This window comes from Sphingomonas sp. CFBP 13603 (assembly GCF_014892665.1).
Lineage (GTDB): Bacteria > Pseudomonadota > Alphaproteobacteria > Sphingomonadales > Sphingomonadaceae > Sphingomonas.
In genome coordinates this window covers 26,861-48,148 of record NZ_JADBIA010000003.1, presented here as the reverse complement: position 1 = coordinate 48,148, position 21,288 = coordinate 26,861, and the positions used below count along the sequence as shown (strand labels likewise).

Here is a 21,288-nt window from a genome sequence, read left to right as displayed (position 1 = left end):
ATATTCGGAAGACGTATATGACTTACGCAATTGCCATGGCGCCCATTGCCGCTCAGCGTACAGCTTCGCTCGGCGTATCGCCGCTGGTGTTGGTCGACATGGCCAAACGGCTGTACGAGCTTCGCAAGGTGCGCGACACGTTGCTCGGCGAGGCGCTATTCTCGGAGCCGGCTTGGGACATCCTGCTGGATCTGTTCATTTCCGATCACGAGCGGCGCCAGCTCAGCGTATCCGCGGTCTGCATCGGTGCGCGTGCGCCGTCGGCCACCGCGCTGCGCTATCTGACGATGCTCCAGGATGCCGACCTGGTCGAACGCACGCGAGACGAACGCGACGGCCGCCGATCGCACGTCCAGCTCACCGCGTTGGGTAGACGTCGCATGACGAGTCTTCTCGGGCGCCTGATCGAAGAATAGGGTGGAGCGGGTAACGGGAATCGAACCCGTGTATTCAGCTTGGAAGGCTGCTGTACTACCATTGTACTATACCCGCGAAGCCGGCGTTGCCGTGGCTTTGCGTCTCCGCTGTCGAAGCGAGAGTGCGTAGTCGGAGATAGCGTGCGGCAATCGTCCGTGCAAGCCATGAGGATGGCGCTTGAATCCTTCGCCATCCTTGCCGTGCGCTACCGTACGGCCGGGGTTGGCTGACGTGGCGCAACCACCTTTACCAACGTCTTGATGTCCTGCCGCGTGGGCAATGCGCCCGACGCCGTCAGCGTCCCGGACGCGTCGTTCCAGCGGAGGACTGCGCTGGATCCGCCACCCTTCTTGTAGCCATTGGTCACGCCGTCGTCGTCGTACAGCGTGAAGCTCGCGTCACGGCCCGGATAGACCTTGATCATCTCGAGCGCCTGCTTCGTCGCCGTGCTTGGCACCTGCACGCCCATCGGCACGATCGACCCCGCGCGGACGAACAGCGGGATGCGGTCAATCGGAGCCGCGGCAACGATCGTCTGACCGCCGGCATACCGCTGATCGGTCCAATAATCATACCATTCGGACCCAGCCGGGAGGTAGACCTTGCGGGCAGTGGCGCCCTGTTCCGTAACCGGTGCGACCAGGAAGGCCGGGCCGAACATATACTCGTCGCCGATCGTCGCGACGTCGGGGTCGTTCGGGAAGTCCATGAACAGCGCGCGCATGAACGGCGCACCCGTCTTGTAGGTCTGATAGCCGAGCGAATAGATATACGGGATCAGCGAATATCGTAGCTTCAGGAAGCCGGCGAGCACCGGTTCGGCTGCCGCACCATATTCCCAGATCGCCGTCGCCGGACGCTGGCCGTGGATCCGCAGCGTCGGCGTGAAGCTGTTATACGCGAACCAGCGCGTGAACAGTTCGGGATAATCCGCGTAGCTCGGCGACATCGCGGTCGCACCCGCCGGATCGAGCAACGGCGTATGTTCCGCCTTCGGCCCGTTCGGGTACTGCCAGCCGCCCGTATCGCTGCTCCAATAGGCCATGCCGGTCGCGGTAAAGCCGAGCCCCGCAGGGACCTGGCGGTGCAAGGTTTCCCATGTTGCCTGCACATCCGACGACCAGAACAGCGCCCCGTTGCGCTGCGTACCCAGATACGCAGCGCGGGCGAGTATCAGGTTGCGGAAGTCAGGCCGGTCTCGCGCGGAGCCTTCCGCGACGCTGCGGGTGTGCACGAGCGGATAGAGGTTGTGATAGCGATCGCCCGACCCGATCGAGAAGAAATTGCCGTCGGGCACAAGGTCCGGCTCGGTTTCGTCGAGCCAGAACCAGTCGAAGCCCTGGCTCGCGATATTGTCTCGGATCCGATCCCAGAACCAGCCTCGCGCATCCGGGTTGGTCGAATCGAGCAGCGCACCGGCACGATCGGAGCGGATCGGCAGGCCGTCCACGACACCGCCGTCCTTGTCCTTCAACAGCCATCCCTTGGTGCCGAGGAAATTGAAATAGCGCGATTCCTTCTCGAACCGCGGCCACACGCTGATGATCGAATGCATGCCCATGCTCTTGAGCGTGTCGTTCATGCCCTTGGGATCGGGGAAATAGGTTCGGTCGATGTCGAGCTGTCCCATCCGCGACCAGTAGAACCAGTCGAGCACCATCACGTCGAGCGGCAAACCGCGCTTGCGATAGCCGTTGGCGACACCGAGCAGTTCGGCCTGAGTTTCGTAGCGCGCCTTCGACTGGATCAGCCCGAACGCGGCCTTGGGTGGTAGCGGCGTCGCGCCGGTCAGCTTGGCATAACCGGCGTATAGTTCGTCGGTGGTGTCGCCAGTGATGACGAAGAACGACACGCGCTCGCCGACGTTCGACTGCCAGTGCGTCGAATTCGACAGGCCGGGCGACACGGTGGTCGCGGACGCATTGTCCCACACGATGCCGTAGCCTTTGTTGGTCACCATGAACGGCACGCACACCGTCTCGCCCGCCGGCGCGTCGTAGTTGTGGCGGCAATCGATGGTGCGGCCCTTGAGATCCAAGACACCTTCCTGGTTCTGGCCGAGCCCGTAATAATGCTCGTTCGGCTGCACCGCGAAGCTCGCGCCGACGCGGAACGTCTTCTCGCCGTTGACGGTCTGCGGCGACATTTCCCAGCCGGTCATCTCGGCGATCACGCGACCATCGGGCTTGCGCACCGCGATCGACACCGGCGGGAGCGACGGCGCGAAGTAACGCTCCATCTGGCTAGGCGCCTTCGGCCATGGCTGTGCGTTGACGGTCAGCGATACCGCACCCGAGGCGAACACGTCACCGCTGGCGTCGGTGCGGTGCGTCCAGCCACTCACGTCGGGCTTGGCGTTGGGGCCTTCGCCCGGCGGCGCGTCGGCGAGCGTGCGGTCGAGCGAGATAGTTACGCGGACGATGTTGGGCGCGTAGGGCTCGATCGCGACCAAGCTGCCGTTGCGGTCGAGCGTCGCTAGCGGGTCGGCGTTCGCCTGCATCGCAATCGCAGACGTCAGGCACGTACCGGCCAGCAGGAGGCGCGCGGCGGAAAGGAAAGTCGGCATAGGGTCGGGGTTTCCGTCAACGGGGAGACGCGAGCGCGTGCAATGGTCACGCGCGAACATGCTCGTTTCGCGGTCGGAATGCCAGAACGACGTGGTCGTATAAATGAGCTCGGTTGGGCTCTCGCGGGTGAATCTTACGGAGCGGAGACGATCGCCGCGGTGTCGCCGTTCAGCGCCAGGCGGAACGACGGTGCCACCGTGCCGCCGAACTTCGTGCGGCGAAGCGAAGCGCTGACCGTAGCGTCGGCCCGGCCCAGATCGGCGTAGTCGACGAAGCTGATCACCTCGAGTTCCCCCGTGACCCACCAGCAATAGGCCTGGAAAGGCTCGGCGGAAGGATTGGCTGCGACCAGGCCGGAGCCGTTCAACGGTCGCCACGGTCCCGAAACTGCGTCGGCTACCATACCGTATAATCCGGTCGGTGCATCGACCCCGGCGGCAAACCGCTTCGCCTGGGTCGACCAGAACAGATAATAGAGATCCTCGTGCAGCACGATATGCGGCCGTTCGAGTTCGCTGTTGACGCCGATCGCGTGGACGAGTGGTGGCCGCAGGCTCCAGTTCGCGTTGCCGATGGCGCGCGCGGCGACTCCGATCACACCGTCGTCCACCGCGTCGACCCAACCAGCGGACCCCGCGAACAGCAGATACTCGGTGCCATCGGCTGGGTCCTGGAAATAGCCGGGGTCGCGGAAACCCTTGATCCTGCCGTCGACCGCCTCGCGTTGGTCCGCCTGCCGATAGAGCGCGCCGTCCGCCGCGATCGATTCGATCGGCGCGCTCCAGTCGACGATCCGGCCGTCGACGAACCGCCCGCGTGTCTCGAACAGGCGTTGTTCGAAGCTGCGAGGTTCACCGCGACGCCCGGCGGCCGTCAGATACATCATCAGCGTCTCGCCATCGTCGTCGAGCACCGCGGAGCCGGACCATTCGCGACTGCCCGGCGTGAACCCGTCGGCAAACACATCGCCATGATCGCGCCAGCCATCGGCGCCCGCGCTGGTCAGGCGGATGCGCGCGGCGTCGTGGCGGTCCTCAGGATCGTCGAACTGCGGTGTGGCCAGGAAGAACCACCAGCTACGACCGTCGACGATCGCGGTGCGGCCGTCGCGGTACGCGATCGGCCACATGTCCCACAGGTCGTGACCGGGTACGATCGCCACGATGTCGGCAGCCGTTATGACCGGCAGCGCGGCGTTCGACTGCGCAGCAATGCGGTCCAGCATGTCGACGGACCAGGGGGTGATGGTGGTGGCGGGCATGGGAATCCTGGAGTCGATGAGGAGAGGTCGCGAAGCGATTTCGAGCGCTTCGGCGGGAAGCGGGTCGGGCTGTCGTTGAGCGTGCGTCAAAGGCGCGTCGCGCCGACCGGCAGGCCTTCGCCATTACGCTCGCGGACCGTCCAGACGGCGATCGCGGCACAGAGCATCAGGATGCCGCACAGCGTCAGCACGTTACGCGGATCGCCGTTCAGCAGCGGCCCGTAGCAAAACGGCATGGTTGCCGCGAAGACCAGCATCGGGATGACGATCATCATGTTGAAGATCCCCATATAGACGCCGGTCCGCTCGGCCGGGATCGCGCCCGCGAGGATGACGTAGGGGTTGCCCATGATGCTCGCCCAGCCGATGCCGATTCCGATCGCTGGCACGAACAGCAGCGCCTTGTCGGTGATATGCGGCAGCCACATCATGCCGATCCCGGCGAGCACGAGGCACAGCGCGTGCAGGCTCGCCGCGCCCAGTCGCTTCGCCAGCGGGACCATCGCGAATGCCGCGACGAACGCGACGCCGTTGTAGAACGCCGCCATCACGCCGTTGGTCAGCACCGCCGAATGGAATCCGGACGACGTCGCGACCTCGGTGCCATACACCGATCGGCCGATCGAATAGATCACATAGGCCCAGTAGGCGGCCATCGCATACCATTGGAACAGGCTCATCACCGCCAGCCTGCGCATCGCCGGCGGCATGTCGCGGATCGCGGACCCGATTTCATTCAAGGTCGCGGCCAGCCCCTTCGGCTTGGCCGCGATCCGCGTGCGTTCGGCGAGCGACAGCGGCAGTTCGGGTACGCGCCGGATCGACCAGAGGATCGTCGAGAACGACAGCACCGCACCGATCATGAAGGCGATGCGCGCGGTGTACGGAATATTGTGCGCGTCGACCCAATCCTGGTTCATGCCTGCCCAGACGAGCAATGACGGCGTCAGGAATGCCAGCATCTGCGCAAGGCCGGTAAAAGCGCTCTGCGTCAGGAAGCCGATCTCGTGCTGGTCCTCGTTCAGCCGGTCCGAGACATAGGCGCGGTACGGCTCCATGGTGATGTTGTTGCCGGCATCGAGGATCCACAGCATCGAAACCGCCATCAGGATCGAATGGCTGAGCGGCATGAAGAACAGCCCGAAGGCGCACAGCACCGCGCCGAACAGGAAATAGGGCGTCCGCCGGCCCCAGCGAGAATCCGTTCGGTCGCTGAGTGCGCCGATCAGCGGCTGGATCAGGAGTCCGGTCATCGGGCCCGCCAACTGTAGCAACGGTAGCGAAGCCTCGGACGCGCCGAGATAGCTGTAGATCGGCGCCATGTTGCCCTGTTGCAATCCGAAGCTGAACTGCAACCCGAGGAACCCCAGGTTCATCTCGAGGATGCGGGCCAGCGAAAGATGCGGCTTGGATTCGGGGGAACGCATGACGGCCATCCTCATTGGCGGAAACGCCCGTCTGCGCGGGGTATGTCTGAACTTACCTACGCGGCAGCGGAATGCAACAATCGATTGCAAAGTCTCTCGGATTGGCAGGCGGCACGAGAACGATCGGTGTGATCCGAACCCGGCCCGGCCGAGCGGGGTAGGCTAGGCGGTGTCGATGGGGCATGGCGTTCCCGTCTAACGAGGTGAGCTAGCAGATGGACGACCGAGCGACGATGCCGCGGATTGCGGGACCCGAGGATCACGTGGTGGTCGTCGGCGGCGGGTTTTCCGGCGCGCTGTTCGCGGTCAATCTGATGCGGCATGAGGGGCCGCGCGTGACCTTGATCGAGAGGCGCGATCGGCAGCTTGCGCGTGGTGTCGCATATAGCGCGGCGCATCCCGATCATCTGCTCAACGTCCGTGCGGGGAACATGAGCGCGCTGCCCGACGATCCCGACCACTTCGTTCGCTGGCTGGAGGCACACGGCAAGGGCGACCGCAAGACCTTCGTCCCGCGCACGACGTATGGCGCGTATCTGCGCGAACTGCTCGATGCGGCGATCGCGGAATCGGCCGGCCGGCTGGCGCATGTTGAGGGCGAGGTCTGCGCGATCGATTCGGTCGAAGGCGACGGCGTGACGCTGACGATGGCGGATGGGCGCAAGATCGCGGCCGACACTGCGGTGCTCGCACTCGGTAACCTGCCACCACACACGCCGCCGGGGTTGAAGCCGGACGCGCTGCCGGCCGGTGTCTATTACGCGGACCCGTGGGCGGCCAATCTCGCCGAGGGGCTGGGCGCGGACGATACCGTCGTGCTGGTCGGAACCGGGCTGACCGCGATCGACGCGGCGTTGCTGCTCGATGCGCAGGGGTTCGCCGGAAATATCCTGGCGATGTCGCGACGCGGGCTGTCGCCGCGGCGGCATGTCGATGGCGCGCCGGCGCATCGCGGGGTTTCGGACAAACCGCAGGGTGGGCTGACCGATCTCGTCCGCCATGTTCGTGCACGCGCTGCGCAGGAAGGCTGGCGCTGCGCCGTCGACGAACTTCGTCCGGTCACGCAGATGCTGTGGGCAGCGGCGTCGCAGGACGTGCGCGGGCGCTTCCTTCGCCATCTACGCCCGTATTGGGACGTCCACCGCCACCGGCTTGCTCCAGCCGTTGCGGACCGTGTCGAGGCGCTCGTCGCGACCGGGCGGCTGACCTTCGCGGCGGGCAAGATCGTATCTGCCGAAGCCGACGAGACGCAGGCAAAGCTGGCGTGGCGGCCGCGCGGCGAGACCGATCCGGTCGTCACGCGCGCGGCACGGATCGTGAACTGCACGGGGCCGCAGGGCGACCTGTTGCGCTCGGAGGAGCCGCTCGCGAAGCACCTGCTCGCGGCCGGCGCGATCCGGCCCGATCCGTTGCGGCTCGGCGTCGACGTCGATGCACAGTCACGCGCGATCCGCGCCGATGGAACGCCCGACGACCGGATCCACTGCATCGGGCCGATGACCCGCGGCGGGCTGTGGGAAGTCGTCGCGGTGCCCGATATCCGCGTGCAGAGCTGGGATCTCGCGCGCCGCTTGTCCAACGCGCAATGGGTGGGCGGCGAAGGTCTTTGACCGCGATCCGGCGCTTTTTCTCGAGTGATGCGGCGGGCGCCATCGTGCTGCTCGCGGCGGCGATAGCGGCACTGATCGTCGCAAATTCACCGCTCGCGCCAACGTACTTCGCGACACTGCACCACGCAGTCGGCGGGATGAGCGTCCACCACTGGATCGACGACGGCGCGATGGCGCTGTTCTTCCTGCTGATCGGGTTGGAGGTGAAGAGCGAGTTCGTCTCGGGGCATCTCTCGACCTGGGGCGAGCGCATCATGCCCGGTGCGGCGGCGCTCGCGGGTATGGCGGTGCCGGCGGTCCTCTATGTGCTCGTCAACATGGGAACGCCCGACAATCTGCGCGGCTGGGCTATCCCGGCGGCGACCGACATCGCGTTCGCGCTCGGCATCCTTGCCCTGCTCGGATCGCGTGTGCCGACCTCGTTGAAGGTGCTGCTGACGGCGATCGCGGTGATCGACGACCTGCTCGCGATCCTCGTCATCGCGCTGTTCTATACCGGCCATATCGCGCTGCTGCCGTTGCTCGGCGCGGGCGCCGGGCTGGGCGTGCTCGTCATCCTGAACCTGTCGGGCGTGCGGTCGCTGGTGCCGTATCTGCTGATCGGCGTCGGCATTTGGTACGGTGTTCTGCTGTCGGGCGTGCACGCGACGCTCGCCGGTGTGGCGGTCGCGTTGACGATCCCCTTGCGGACGGGGGACGGCCAGCCGCCGCTGAAACGTCTCGAACACGCGCTCCAACCCTGGTCGCGTTTCCTGATCGTGCCGGCGTTCGGGTTCGCCAATGCGGGCATCGCGTTCGGCGGGATGGTGGCGGCGGACGTGATCGCGCCGCTGCCGGTCGGGATCATGCTGGGGCTATTTCTCGGCAAGCAGATCGGCATCTTCGCGACGGTTCGCGGTCTCGCTTGGCTGCGGATCGCCGACCGACCCGAGGGCGCGAGCTGGACGCAGGTGTACGGCATGGCCGTGCTGTGCGGGATCGGCTTTACGATGAGCCTGTTCATCGGCGGGCTCGCCTTCGCCGGCGCGCCGCACGCGATGGACGCCGTGAAGGTCGGCGTGTTCGCCGGCTCGATCCTGTCGGGCGTCGCCGGCTGGCTGCTCCTTCGCCGCACCGCACAATAATTCGACAATACTACGCGAAACATATGCTCCGGCCCGGCAATCGATCTCGAATTGCTACGTCGCCGGAGCCTAATTGCCAGTCCTCGCGAACCGCCATCCTTTCGGCGGCACGCGCATGGGGACCGCAATGCACATTCTTCGTTTCGCCGCCGCCGCCAGTATCCTGACCGGCCTCGCCACGCCTGCGTTCGCGCAGGACACCGCGCCCCCGTCACCCGTTAGCGTCAGCGGTTCGGTAACGCTCGTGACCGATTACCGCCTGCGCGGCGTGTCGCAGTCGGACAAGGATGGCGCGATCCAGGGCGGGCTGACAATTTCGCACGAGAGCGGGATCTACGTCGGCGCATGGGGATCGAACCTCTCGGGCTGGGGCACGTTCGGCGGCTCGAACATGGAGCTCGACCTGATCGGCGGCTACAAGCACAAGCTTGCGGACAACGCGACGATCGATGTCGGCCTGACCTGGTACATGTATCCGGGCGGCGCCTCGAAGACCGACTATGCCGAGCCCTATGTGAAGCTCAGCGGCACGACTGGCCCAGCGACGCTGACCGCGAGCGCCTTCTACGCGCCGAAGCAGCAGGCACTCGGCAAATGGTATCGCACCGGCTCCGATGTCGCGGCGGGCGTTTACACCGACGCAGGTGACAAGGAGGACAACCTCTACCTGACCGGCGACGGTGCGTTTGCGATTGCCGGCACGCCGATCACCGCCAAGGCGCATATCGGCCATAGCTGGGGCAATGACGGCCTTGGCCCGAACGCGACCAGCGCAGCGCCGACCGGCGACTATTGGGATTGGTCGCTCGGTGCGGACACTACGTATAAAAACCTGACGCTGAACGTGAGCTATGTCGACACCGACATCACGCGTCGCAGTGCTGCGTATCTCCAGCCCAGCTTCAGCCGCGGCCAGGACGGCACCGGATCGATCGCCGACGGCACCGTGGTTGCCTCGCTCACCGCCGCCTTCTGAAAGGAACCCAGCCATGCAGGACCTTCTCTGGATCGCCATCATGATCGGACTGGTGGCGGCGACGCTCGCCTATGTCCGCCTGTGCGACAACGCCTGAGCCCATGAGGACACCATCATGACCCTCGACCTCTGGCTCGCCGCGATCGTCGCGCTCGGGCTGCTGTTTTACCTCGTGGCGGTGCTCATCCGTCCCGAACGCTTTTAGGAGCGCGTCCTCATGACATTCGAAGGATGGATCCTCATCCTGGGCTTCGTCGGCATATTGCTGGCGTTGACCAAACCCGTCGGCCTGTGGCTGTTCGCCTTGTACGAAGGCCGCCGCACGCCAATCCACGCGGTGCTCGGCCCCGTCGAAACGGGCTTCTACAAGCTCAGCGGCATCGACCCCAAGCAGGAGCAGGGCTGGCGTCGTTACGCGCTGCACATGATCGTGTTCAACGCCGTGCTGATGGCGCTGACCTACGCGGTCCTGCGTCTGCAGGGCGTATTGCCCGGTAATCCGCAGGGTCTCGCCGGGCTCAGCCCTCACCTCGCGTTCAACACCGCGATAAGCTTCACCGCGAACACCAACTGGCAGAGCTATGCCGGTGAATCGACCATGTCGAACTTCAGCCAGATGTTCGGGCTGACGATCCACAACTTCCTGTCGGCCGCCACCGGCATCGCGCTGGCGTTCGCGCTGTTCCGCGGGTTCGCGCGCAGGTCTAGCGCGACGATCGGCAATTTCTGGGCCGACATGACGCGCGTCACGCTTTACGTGCTGCTGCCGATCTGTGTCGTCGTTACGATCTTCTACATCGCCAGCGGCGTGCCGCAGACGCTCGCCGGCACGGTCGACATCACCACGCTCGAAGGGCTCAAGCAGACGCTGACGCTCGGGCCGGTAGCGAGCCAGGAAGCGATCAAGATGCTCGGCACCAATGGTGGCGGCTTCTTCAACGCGAACTCGGCGCATCCGTTCGAAAACCCGACCGCGCTCGTCAACCTCGTGCAGATGCTGTCGATATTCCTGATCGGCTTCGGCCTAACCTGGACCTTCGGCAAGGCCGTCGGCAACACCAGGCAGGGTTGGGCGATCCTCTCGGCCATGCTCGTGCTGTTTCTCGCCGGCGTCACCGTCACCTATTGGCAGGAAGCCGCGGGCAACCCGATCCTCCACAGCATCGGCGTCGCGGGCGGTAACATGGAAGGCAAGGAGGTCCGCTTCGGGATCGCCGCGTCCGCCTTGTTCTCGGTCGTCACCACCGCCGCATCGTGCGGCGCGGTCAACGCGATGCACGACAGCTTCACGGCCTTGGGCGGGATGATTCCGCTGCTCAACATGCAGCTTGGCGAAGTCGTCATCGGCGGCGTCGGCGCGGGCATCTACGGCTTCCTGCTGTTCGCCATCCTCGCCGTGTTCGTCGCAGGGCTGATGGTCGGCCGCACGCCCGAATATGTCGGTAAGAAGATCGAGAGTCGCGAAGTGAAACTGGCAGTGCTGGCGATCGCCATCCTGCCGCTCGTCATTCTCGGCTTCACCGCGCTCAGCGCCGTGCTGCCGGACGGGCTTGCGGGGCCGCTCAACAAGGGTCCGCACGGGTTCAGCGAGATCCTCTACGCGTTCACCAGCGCGGTCGGTAACAACGGGTCGGCCTTTGCCGGTCTGACGGCCAACACGCCGTATTACAACGGCTTGCTGGGCGTCGCGATGTGGCTCGGGCGCTTCTTCATCATCGTGCCGATGCTCGCCATCGCCGGTGGTCTCGCGGCCAAGAAGTACACGCCGGAGAGCTCAGGCTCGTTCCCGACGACGGGCGCACTGTGGGTCGGCCTGCTGGTCGGGATCATCCTGATCGTCGGTGGCCTGACCTTCCTGCCGAGCCTCGCGCTCGGTCCCATCGCCGATCATCTCGCGATGATCAGCGGCAAAACCTTCTGACGGGACAAGCCAAAATGGCACGCACCCCTACCAAGTCGCTGTTTACGGCCGACTTGATCATCCCGGCGATCGGCGACGCTTTCCGGAAACTCGACCCAAGGCAATTGATCCGCAACCCGGTGATGTTCGTCACCGCCTGCGTCGCCACGCTGTTGACGATCCTCGTCAATGTCGGCGGCGACGGGCTCTCGGTCGGCTTCAAGATCCAGCTGGTGATCTGGCTGTGGCTGACGGTGTTGTTCGGCACGTTCGCCGAAGCGCTCGCCGAAGGCCGCGGCAAGGCGCAGGCCGCGTCGTTGCGCGCGACCAAGGCCGAACTGACCGCGCGCCGCATGAAGGGGGATCAAGTGGAGTCCGTCCCCGCCAGCATGCTCCGCGCGGGCGACATCGTCCTGGTGACGATGGGCGACTTGATCCCGGCCGATGGCGAAGTCGTCTGGGGCGTCGCCTCGGTCAACGAAGCCGCGATCACCGGCGAGAGCGCGCCGGTGATCCGCGAGGCGGGCGGCGATCGCTCGGCGGTGACCGCGGGCACGCGCGTCATCTCCGACGAGATCCGGGTCAAGGTCACCGCCAACCCCGGCGAAGGCTTTCTCGACCGCATGATCGCGCTCGTCGAAGGCGCCGAGCGGCAGAAGACGCCGAACGAGATCGCGCTCACGCTGCTGCTCGTCGGCCTGACGATCATCTTCCTGATCGCGGTCGGCACGATCCCCGGTTTCGCGAGCTATGCGGGCGGCCGCGTGCCGGTCGCGATCCTGGCGGCGCTGCTGATCACGCTGATCCCGACGACGATCGCGGCGTTGCTGTCGGCGATCGGGATCGCGGGGATGGATCGTCTGGTGCGCTTCAACGTGCTGGCGAAGTCGGGTCGTGCGGTCGAGGCGGCGGGCGATATCGACGTCCTGCTGCTCGACAAGACGGGCACGATCACGATCGGCGATCGTCAGGCGAGCGAGTTCCGCTCGGTCGGCGGCACGCGCGACGAGGATCTGGCCGAGGCGGCATTGCTCGCCAGCCTCGCCGACGAGACGCCTGAGGGCCGCTCGATCGTCGTGCTGGCGCGCGAAAAGTTCGGGGTGACGACCAGCGAACTGCCGGGCGATGCGGAGGTCATCCCGTTCACCGCACAGACGCGTATCTCGGGCGTGATCGTCGGGGGTTCGCTGATCCAGAAGGGGGCCGTGGATTCGATCCTGAAGGCCAATCCGGGGGCAGGGGCGACCGCCGCTGCCACCGAACTCCGCCGCATCACCGACGAGATCGCCCGCGCCGGCGGCACGCCGCTGGCGGTTGCACGGGACGGCCGTCTGCTCGGCGCGATCTTTCTCAAGGACGTCGTCAAGGCCGGCATCCGCGAGCGCTTCGGCGAGTTGCGCGCGATGGGCATCCGCACGTTGATGATCACCGGCGACAACCCGCTCACCGCCGCCGCGATCGCGGCCGAAGCGGGCGTGGATGATTTCCTCGCGCAGGCGACCCCTGAGGACAAGCTCGACCTGATCCGCAAGGAACAGCAGGGCGGGCGACTGGTCGCGATGTGCGGCGACGGCACCAACGATGCGCCTGCGCTCGCCCAGGCCGATGTCGGCGTGGCGATGAACACCGGCACGCAGGCCGCGCGCGAGGCTGGCAACATGGTCGACCTCGACAGCGATCCGACCAAGCTGATCGAGATCGTTGGCCTTGGGAAGCAACTCCTGATGACCCGCGGTGCGCTGACGACCTTCTCGGTGGCGAACGACGTGGCGAAGTATTTCGCGATCATCCCGGCGATGTTCGTCGCGCTCTATCCGGGGCTTGGCGTGCTGAACGTGATGCGGCTGGGGTCGCCCGAAAGCGCGATCCTGTCGGCGATCATCTTCAACGCGATCATCATCCCGATGCTGGTGCCGCTTGCGCTGAAGGGCGTGGCGTACAAGCCGATGGCCGCGGGGCCGCTGCTTGCGCGGAACTTGGCGGTGTATGGCCTGGGTGGGCTGATTGCGCCGTTCGTGGGGATCAAGCTGATCGACCTTCTGGTCGGCGCGCTGGGGCTGGCGTAATGATCAAGCGTGCAACTTTACAACAAGAGCTGGCACCACCCCGGCGGAGGCCGGGGCCCAGGTGGAAAGGTCGCGGTAACGAAGCGCACCCGCCGTTAGCGATGTTCCCCAACTGGACCCCGGCCTCCGCCGGGGAGGTGCTTGGCGGGCGCGGCCGAGATGCGACGTGTGACCTCACCCCCAAGAATTGTTCACCCGCGAAGGCGGGTGCCCAGACTGGGTTCCCGCCTTCGCGGGGACACATGGAGACGACAGAATGACCTCCGATTTCACCTCCGCCCTCCGCCCCGCGTTTGTCATGACGATCCTGTTCGCGCTGCTGCTCGGGATCGTCTATCCCCTCGCGATGACCGGGATCGGACAAGCCATCTTCCCCGCCCAAGCAAACGGCAGCCTCGTCATGGCCAACGGCAAAACGATCGGCTCGACCGTAGTCGGCCAGGCCTTCACCACCGATCGCTATTTCCAGACGCGCCCCTCGGCCGCCGGCAAAGGCTATGATGGCCAGGTCTCATCCGGCTCGAACTACGGCCCGACCAGCCAAGCACTCGTCGATCGCACCAAGGCGGACGTCGCCAAGCGCCGCGCAGAAGGCGTGACCGGGCCACTCCCCGCCGATCTCGCCACCGCCTCGGGTTCGGGTCTCGACCCCGATCTGTCGCCAGCCTCGGCCTATGCCCAGGTCGCCCGCGTCGCCCGTACCCGCGGCCTTCCTGCCGACAAGGTCCGCGCGCTGGTAACCGCCAACGTCGACGGCCCGCTGCTTGGCATCCTTGGCGAGCCACGCGTCAACGTCTTCGCTCTCAACCGCGCCCTTGACGCAACGCGTTGAACGACGACACGCGACCATCACCCGAGGCCCTTCTGCGACAGGCGTCGCAGGAGGGTCGCGGCCGTCTGAAGATCTTCCTCGGCGCCGCCCCCGGTGTGGGGAAAACCTACGAGATGCTCTCCGAAGGCGCCGAACGTCGCCGCGCGGGTGTCGACGTCGTCATCGGTGTGGTCGAGACGCACGGCCGCGTCGAAACCGAAGCACTGACAAGGGGCCACGAGATCGTCGCGCGAAAGGCGATCCCGTACGAAGGCCGCACGCTCGACGAGATGGACCTCGACGCCATCCTCGAGCGCGCGCCGACGCTCGTGCTGGTCGACGAACTCGCCCACACCAACGCGCCCGGCAGCCGCCACCCGAAACGCTATCAGGACGTCGAGGAACTGCTCGCGGCGGGGATCGACGTCTATTCGACGATCAACATCCAGCACATCGAGAGCCTCAACGACGTCGTCGCCTCGTTCACGCGTGTCCGCGTCCGCGAGACCGTCCCCGACAGCATCGTCGAGGCCGCCGAGATCGAAGTCGTCGACATCCCGCCCGACGAACTGATCGAGCGACTGAAGGCGGGGAAGGTCTACCTGCCCCAGGAGGCGACCCGAGCCCTCTCGCATTTTTTCTCGAAGTCCAACCTGTCGGCCCTGCGCGAACTCGCGCTCCGTCGCGCCGCCCAAGCCGTCGATGCGCAGATGCTCGAACACGTCCGCGCATTGGGCGTCGGCGGCACCTGGGCGGGCGGCGAGCGGATCGTCGTCGCGATCAGCGAACTGCCCGGCGCATTGGGCCTCGTCCGCGCGACCAAGCGGATCGCCGACGCGATGCACGCGCCCTGGACCGCGGTGTATATCGAGACACCCCGCGCGCAGACCTTCGGCGAGGCCGAGCACCGCCAGCTTGCCGCAGTCTTCAACCTGGCGACGCAACTCGGCGGCGACGTCGCCACCGTCCCCGCGACATCGGTGGTCGACGGCCTCAAGACCTTCACGGCGGAGGCGCGCGCGACCCAGCTCGTGGTCGGCAAGTCGACCCGCTCGCGCTGGTTCGAACTGCGTCACGGCTCGGTCGTCGACCAGATGGTCCGCGAGTCACCGGGGATCGCCGTCCACGTCCTGCCGATGGATCCACCCACCGCGCCCCGCGGCACATGCGTGCGGACCGGCGGATGGGGGAGCAAGGCGGGGTACGCGTGGACGACGGCGATGGTCGCGGGTGTCACCGGTGTGGCGAGCGCGCTGTTCCACATCCTCAACCTCGGCAACGTCGCGCTGCTGTACCTGCTGCCGGTGATGGCCGCGGCGAGCCTGTTCGGCCTGCGCACCGGGTTGTTCGCAGGCGTGGTTTCGTCGATCGCGTACAACTTCTTCTTCCTGCCGCCGACCGGCACGCTGACGATCAATAATCCCGAGAACGTGATCTCGATCCTCGTGCTGCTCGGCATCGCGTTCGTGACGAGCCAGCTCACGTCGCGGGTCCGCGCGCAGGCCGATATCGCGGCGGCCAGCGCCCGCACCAACGCAGCACTTGCCGGTTTCCTGCGCCAGCTGACCTCGCTCAACGAGCCGGTCGCGCTGGCGCGCGCGATCTGCGAGGAAATCGGACGGCTGTTCGGCGTGCGTGCGGTCATCCTCGTCGCGGAGGATCCCGGCCTCGCGGTCCAGGCGGCGAACGGCGCGGATTACCGGCTGGAGACGATGGAGATGGCGGCCGCGCAATGGGCCTATGATACGGGCGCGCCGGCGGGCCGTGGGTCGAGCACGCTGGCGGCATCGGAGTGGTTCTTCCAGCCGCTGCGCTCGGGCGAGCGGACGCTGGCGGTGCTCGGGCTCGCGCGTGAGGCGGGCGGCGATCCGGTGCGCTCGGACCAACTGCCATTGCTGATGAGCCTGGTGGATCAGGCGTCGCTCGTGCTCGAACGCGCGCGGCTTGAGGTCGAGATGCGCGACGTCGATGCGGTGCGCGAGCGTGATCGGTTGCGGCAGGCGTTGCTGTCGTCGGTGAGCCACGATTTGCGCACGCCGCTGACCTCGGTGATGGCGGCGGCTGCCGAGCTGCACCGCGGCGTTACGCCCGAGCTGATCGACACGATCGAGACCGAGGCGGCGCGGCTCAACCGCTTCGTCGGCAATCTGCTCGACATGGCGCGCGTGGAAGCGGGTGCGCTCCGGTTGCGGCTGGAGCCGACCGATCTCACCGACGCGGTGGCGGGCGCGGTGCACGACACGAAGCGCGTGCTGGAGGGTCATGCGATCGAACTCGACGTCGCGCCGAACCTGCCTTTGGTCCGCGTCGACCCGCAACTGCTCCACCATTGCCTGCTCAACCTGCTCGACAATGCGGGGCGCTATGCCGATCCCGGTACGCCGATCGTCGTGCGTGCCGAGCATCGCTTCGGGCTGCTCCGCCTGTCGGTGATCGACCAGGGGCCCGGTCTGCCACCCGGGCGCGAGAAGGAGGTGTTCGAGACGTTCCGCCGCCTCGAAGGCTCCGACCGCGCGATCGGCGGCACCGGGCTCGGGCTTGCGATCGTGAAAGCGTTCGCCGAAGCGATGGGGATGACCGTCGAAGCCAGCAACCGCGAAGACCTGGCCGGCGCACGGTTCAGTCTGTGTTTCCCCGTGGCCCTGCTCGTCCGCGACACCGATGGAGCGAATCTATGAGCGCGCAGACGGTCCTGATAGTGGACGACGAACTGCATATCCGACGGTTGTTGAAGAACACGCTGGAGCGGGCGGGATACGGCGTCGAGGAGGCGGTCGACGCGCGTGAGGCGTTGCGGGTGGCGGCGAGCCGACCGTTGACCGCGGTGCTGCTCGACCTGGGGTTGCCCGATCGGGACGGGCTTGAACTGGTGCCGCTGCTTAAGAAGCTCGGCGATCCGATCATACTCGTCGTCTCCGCGCGCGAGGCGACCGACCAGAAGGTCGCGGCGCTCGATCTCGGGGCCGAGGATTATGTGACGAAGCCGTTCGATACCGAAGAGCTGCTCGCGCGGTTGCGGGTGGCGCTGCGCGGTCGAGGGGAGGCGACATCGCGGCCGACGGTCCTGCGCGCGCATGGGGTGGAAATCGATTTCGAGCACCGCCTAGTCCGGCGCGGCAACGAGGAAGCGCATCTGACGCGGAAGGAGTTCGACGTGCTGTCGGCGCTCGCGGCGCATCCGGGGCGGGTAGTGACGCACCAGCGGATTCTGGAGGCGGCATGGCCGACCGACCACGACCGCCGGATCGAATATCTCCGCATCGTCGTGCGTAACTTGCGGCAGAAGCTGGAGGGGACGGGGGGTGTCGGAACGGTCATCGCGAACGAACTCGGCATCGGGTACAGGCTGTTGGTCCACGCCTGAACCGGGAATATTAGTGTGTTTCACCGCAGCAGGTCGCCCCTGCCGCGCGAGGTCCCGGCTTTCGCCGGGATAACGGGGATATGCGGCAGGTGATAGCTGACGTGTTACATGACCGACGCCCGCGGCCTGCGCACTGACCTGAGCCTCCGCGCCAGCGGAATCCTGTCACTCGCAATTGCCCTAATCGCGATCCACACACTCTCCCGTCTTCAACCGCAAACTGGCCCATTCGCGTTCCTGCTCGCCACGATCGGCTTCGTCTGCGCCAGCGCCGGCGCGATGCTGGTGGTCGTTGGCGGACACATCCACGACCCGGTAAGCATCAGCGCCCGCTGGCGACGCGCCGCGCGATAAGGCGCGCCCGCGGCGGGACCTGTCGACGCGCGCGCATGACGTCACTATGCTACCGCATTGCAGCATGATGACGACAAGGGAGCGCTCTGCATGATCGGTCGACGCGAAGTAATGACCGCGCTGGGTCTGTTGGGTGTCCTCCCACAGGCCGCCGCCGCGATGCGTACGGCGCCCGGCAAGGCCGAGCCGTTCTCCTGGGACGCGCTCCAGCAGCGCGCCGCGACGCTCGCTACCAAGCCATATGCCGCCCCGGCCAAGGTCGCAGCCGCCGCCGCGATCGATTACGACAAGGTCGGCAGCATCCGCTTCCGCGCGGACAAGACGCTCGCCGGTGGCATCCGGCTGTTCCCGCTCGGCCGCTATGCGCCGATGCCGGTCGCGATCAACGTCGTCGAAAACGGGCAGGCGCGCCGTATCGAGTTCTCGCGCGACCTGTTCGAGGCCGAAGAGGGCCATGCCGCCGCGCTGGGCATCGCCGGGTTCCGCGCGATGGCGCCGGGCGGGACGAGTGACTGGATGGCGTTCCAGGGTGCATCCTATTTCCGCACCGCCGGCGCGCAGGACCAATATGGTCTGTCCGCGCGCGGGCTCGCGATCAACACCGGGCTGCCGGGCCGCGAGGAGTTCCCCGACTTCACCGAATTCTGGATCGAGCGGACCGGCACCGACGCGTACACGATCTACGCGCTGATGGACGGCACCAGCGTCACCGGCGCGTACCGCATCCAGTCGCGCCACGTCGCCGGCGCTGGCGTCGAGCAGCAGGTTTCCTCCGTGCTCAACGTCCGCCGCGACATCGAGCGGCTCGGCGTCGCGCCGGCGACCAGCATGTTCTGGTACGGCGAGGGTAATCGCGCCGCCGCGGTCGACTGGCGTCCCGAAATCCACGATTCGGATGGTCTGGCGCTGCTTACCGGTGCCGGCGAACGTATCTGGCGCCCGCTGAACAACCCGCCGCACGATACGCTCGACAGTTTCGCGGATCAGGCGCCCAAGGGGTTCGGCCTGATCCAGCGCGACCGCAATTTCGATCATTATCAGGACGACGGCGCGTTCTACGATCGCCGGCCGAACCTGTGGATCCAGCCGCAGGGCGACTGGGGCAAGGGCGCGGTGATGCTCTATGCGTTCCCGACCAGCAGCGAGACGGTCGACAATGTCGTCTCGTTCTGGACTCCGGCAACGCCAGCGAAGGCGGGGCAGCGGTTGCAGTTTGACTATAACCTGTCGTGGAAATCGACCGATCCGACCGCCGTTGCCCCGACCGCGCACGTCGTCGATTGCTGGCAGGGCATCGCCGGTCGACCGGGCGCCGAGCCGGTGAAGGGCGCGCGGAAGCTCGTGGTCGATTTCATTGGCGAAGGTTTGGCCGGACTCGATCGGCAGAGCGGGGTGACCGCGAAGATCGACGTCGTGCGCGGCAAACTGCTCGCCAACGCTGCCTATCCCGTCGTCGGCCAGAAGAACCGCTGGCGCGTCACCGCCGACGTGGCCCCCGATGCGCAAGGGCCCGCCGACGTCAGGCTGTTCCTCACGCGCGGCGGTCGTGCGCTCAGCGAAACCGTCCTGACCCCGATATTCTGATGCCCACGCTTCCCATGATGCCGGGCGAAACACCGATCGAGATGCTCCCGCAGCGCTTCGACGGCCCGCCGCCGCCCTGGTCCGCGCCCGAGCCTGGTCCCGGCATGGTCGTGTCGTCCGACGACATGCTCGCGCGCCGGATCCTCCTCGTGCTGATGACCGGCCTGCTCGCGACCGCGGCGTCGTCGGCGGTGCAGGAATCGTTGCTCGCCGACGGATTGAGCTTCTGGGACGCAGCGTTGCTCGCACTGTTCTTCCCACTGTTCGCATGGATCGCGTTCGGCTTCATGAACGCCGCGATCGGCTTCGTGCTGCTCATGACCGGGGGCCATCCGGGGTTCGTCCCGACGCCGCGCCAGTCCGAACCGCTCGAAGGCCGCACCGCGATCCTGATGCCGGTCCACAACGAGGACATCGATGCGGTATTCGAGCGGATCGCGTGGATGGCACGCGCGATCGCCGCGGGCGGTGTCGCCGACCGGTTCGACATCTTCATCCTAAGCGACTCCGGCGAAGCGGCGGAAGCGGCCGAGCTCGCGGCGTGGGAGCGCCTCGCGCCGACGCTAGACTGCGCGCTGTATTACCGCCGCCGCACGGTGAACGTCGGCCGCAAACCCGGCAACGTTGCCGAGTGGATCCGGCGGTTCGGCGGTGGCTATCGCTACATGCTGATGCTCGACGCGGACAGCCTGATGGGCGGCAACACGATCATAGGCATGGCGCAGGTGCTCGAACGGCGGCCCGCGGTCGCGCTGCTCCAGACCGTGCCGGCGGTGATCAACGGCGTGACGTTCTTCCAGCGCTGGATGCAGTTCGCCAGCCGGTTGTACGGCCCGATCTCTACCGCCGGGCTGGTCTGGTGGTCGGGCTCGGAGGCGACCTTCTGGGGGCACAACGCGCTGATCCGGATCGAGGCGTTCGCGGCGAGCTGCGGCCTACCGGACCTGCCGGGACGCGCGCCGTTCGGCGGCGTCATCATGAGCCACGACATGGTCGAGGCAGCGCTGCTTCGCAGGCGTGGCTGGCGCGTGCACATGCTGATGACCGAGGAGACGTTCGAGGAATATCCGCCGACGCTGATCGATGCGGCGGTACGCGACCGGCGCTGGGCGCAGGGCAATATCCAGCATCTCAGCCTGCTGACTTCGTCGGGGTTTCACTGGATCAGCCGGCTGCAATTGCTGATGGGCGCGTCGGCGTTCATCACCTCGCCGGTGTGGCTGCTGATGATCGCGACGAGCGTGGTGCAGGCGCTGATCGGCGAGCGCAATATCGTCGAGGCGCAGACCTCGCTGCAGGTGCTGGCGGTGACGCTGCTGTTGCTGTTCGGGCCGAAGCTGTTGAGCGTGATCTGGGCCTTCTCGAATGCCGAGCGTCGTGCGGGGTTCGGCGGGCGGCGCGGGATCGTCCGGTCGGTGCTGGTCGACGTGCCGTTCTCGATGCTGTCCGCGCCGGTGATCGCGTTGACGCAGACGATGGATCTTGCGGGGATATTGATGGGGCGGAAGTCGGGCTGGGCGCCGCAGAACCGCGACGCGCACGAACTGTCGCTGGCGGACGTGATGCCGCGGTATCGCTGGCATGTCGGGGTGGGGGTGGCGTTGTTGCTCGTGACGCCGTTCGCGCCGGTCACCGCGGCGTGGCTCGCGCCGGTGACGCTGGGACTGTTGCTCAGTCCGTTCCTGACGATGCTGACGGCGAGCGAGAAAGCGGGGCGGTGGGCGCTGTCGCACGGGATGTTCGTGGAGCCAGGCGAGCATGTCTCGGTGCTGTCTCGGCCGTCTTTGCCAGCGCATAGCGGCTGATACGTCCTCCCCTGCAAGGGGA

General features: G+C 66.5%; 16 protein-coding genes and 1 tRNA gene. 13 read left to right on the top strand and 4 right to left on the bottom strand.

What is annotated here, in order from left to right; translation table 11 throughout:
- The first annotated feature begins 17 nt into the window (after positions 1-17).
- Complete coding sequence (locus IFR23_RS05670; RefSeq protein WP_244655482.1) at positions 18-416, top strand: winged helix DNA-binding protein; 399 nt, start codon at positions 18-20, stop codon at positions 414-416.
- Between the two features lie 2 nt (positions 417-418).
- Here the strand turns inward: IFR23_RS05670 and IFR23_RS05665 are convergent.
- From IFR23_RS05665 to IFR23_RS05650, 4 genes are all read right to left on the bottom strand, one after another.
- Positions 419-492, bottom strand: a tRNA-Gly gene (locus IFR23_RS05665).
- Between the two features lie 130 nt (positions 493-622).
- Positions 623-2,917: a glycoside hydrolase family 31 protein gene (locus tag IFR23_RS05660; RefSeq protein ID WP_244655507.1), complete on the bottom strand. Its 2,295-nt coding sequence runs from the start codon at positions 2,915-2,917 to the stop codon at positions 623-625.
- 200 nt (positions 2,918-3,117) lie between these two features.
- Positions 3,118-4,245 (bottom strand): glycoside hydrolase family 68 protein, encoded by a 1,128-nt coding sequence (locus IFR23_RS05655; RefSeq protein ID WP_192975071.1) that lies wholly within the window; start codon positions 4,243-4,245, stop codon positions 3,118-3,120.
- A gap of 86 nt (positions 4,246-4,331) precedes the next feature.
- Positions 4,332-5,672, bottom strand: coding sequence for an MFS transporter (locus IFR23_RS05650; RefSeq protein ID WP_192975070.1), 1,341 nt, complete (start codon positions 5,670-5,672; stop codon positions 4,332-4,334).
- A gap of 233 nt (positions 5,673-5,905) precedes the next feature.
- On the opposite strand from IFR23_RS05650, the gene IFR23_RS05645 reads away from it, so the two are divergent.
- From IFR23_RS05645 to mdoH, 12 genes are all read left to right on the top strand, one after another.
- A complete protein-coding gene (locus tag IFR23_RS05645) occupies positions 5,906-7,282 on the top strand; it encodes an FAD/NAD(P)-binding protein (RefSeq protein WP_244655481.1) in 1,377 nt (458 codons plus the stop codon).
- A complete protein-coding gene (gene nhaA, locus IFR23_RS05640; RefSeq protein WP_446740887.1) occupies positions 7,279-8,406 on the top strand; it encodes a Na+/H+ antiporter NhaA in 1,128 nt (375 codons plus the stop codon). Before IFR23_RS05645 ends, nhaA begins: the two co-directional genes overlap by 4 nt.
- Positions 8,407-8,533: 127 nt before the next feature.
- Entirely contained in the window at positions 8,534-9,382 is an 849-nt protein-coding gene (locus tag IFR23_RS05635; protein ID WP_192975067.1) for a TorF family putative porin, read from the top strand.
- A 115-nt stretch (positions 9,383-9,497) separates the two neighbouring features.
- Positions 9,498-9,587 carry a K(+)-transporting ATPase subunit F gene (kdpF, locus tag IFR23_RS05630; RefSeq protein ID WP_055875324.1) on the top strand — a complete coding sequence of 30 codons (90 nt, stop codon included), beginning with the start codon at positions 9,498-9,500 and terminating at the stop codon, positions 9,585-9,587.
- A 12-nt stretch (positions 9,588-9,599) separates the two neighbouring features.
- Positions 9,600-11,303: a potassium-transporting ATPase subunit KdpA gene (kdpA, locus tag IFR23_RS05625; protein WP_192975066.1), complete on the top strand. Its 1,704-nt coding sequence runs from the start codon at positions 9,600-9,602 to the stop codon at positions 11,301-11,303.
- A gap of 14 nt (positions 11,304-11,317) precedes the next feature.
- On the top strand, positions 11,318-13,348 hold the full coding sequence (gene kdpB, locus IFR23_RS05620; protein ID WP_192975065.1) for a potassium-transporting ATPase subunit KdpB: 2,031 nt from the start codon (positions 11,318-11,320) through the stop codon (positions 13,346-13,348).
- 256 nt (positions 13,349-13,604) lie between these two features.
- The gene (gene kdpC / locus IFR23_RS05615; protein WP_192975064.1) at positions 13,605-14,180 is read left to right on the top strand and encodes a potassium-transporting ATPase subunit KdpC; all 576 of its coding nucleotides are present in this window, start codon (positions 13,605-13,607) and stop codon (positions 14,178-14,180) included.
- Positions 14,177-16,837 (top strand): sensor histidine kinase, encoded by a 2,661-nt coding sequence (locus IFR23_RS05610; RefSeq protein WP_192975063.1) that lies wholly within the window; start codon positions 14,177-14,179, stop codon positions 16,835-16,837. Before kdpC ends, IFR23_RS05610 begins: the two co-directional genes overlap by 4 nt.
- Positions 16,834-17,523, top strand: a complete 690-nt coding sequence (locus tag IFR23_RS05605) for a response regulator transcription factor (protein WP_192975062.1) — start codon at positions 16,834-16,836, stop codon at positions 17,521-17,523. Before IFR23_RS05610 ends, IFR23_RS05605 begins: the two co-directional genes overlap by 4 nt.
- Positions 17,524-17,631: 108 nt before the next feature.
- Positions 17,632-17,877, top strand: coding sequence for a hypothetical protein (locus IFR23_RS05600; protein ID WP_192975061.1), 246 nt, complete (start codon positions 17,632-17,634; stop codon positions 17,875-17,877).
- 90 nt (positions 17,878-17,967) lie between these two features.
- Complete coding sequence (locus IFR23_RS05595; protein ID WP_192975060.1) at positions 17,968-19,461, top strand: glucan biosynthesis protein; 1,494 nt, start codon at positions 17,968-17,970, stop codon at positions 19,459-19,461.
- The gene (mdoH, locus tag IFR23_RS05590; RefSeq protein ID WP_244655480.1) at positions 19,461-21,266 is read left to right on the top strand and encodes a glucans biosynthesis glucosyltransferase MdoH; all 1,806 of its coding nucleotides are present in this window, start codon (positions 19,461-19,463) and stop codon (positions 21,264-21,266) included. Before IFR23_RS05595 ends, mdoH begins: the two co-directional genes overlap by 1 nt.
- Positions 21,267-21,288: the final 22 nt, after the last annotated feature.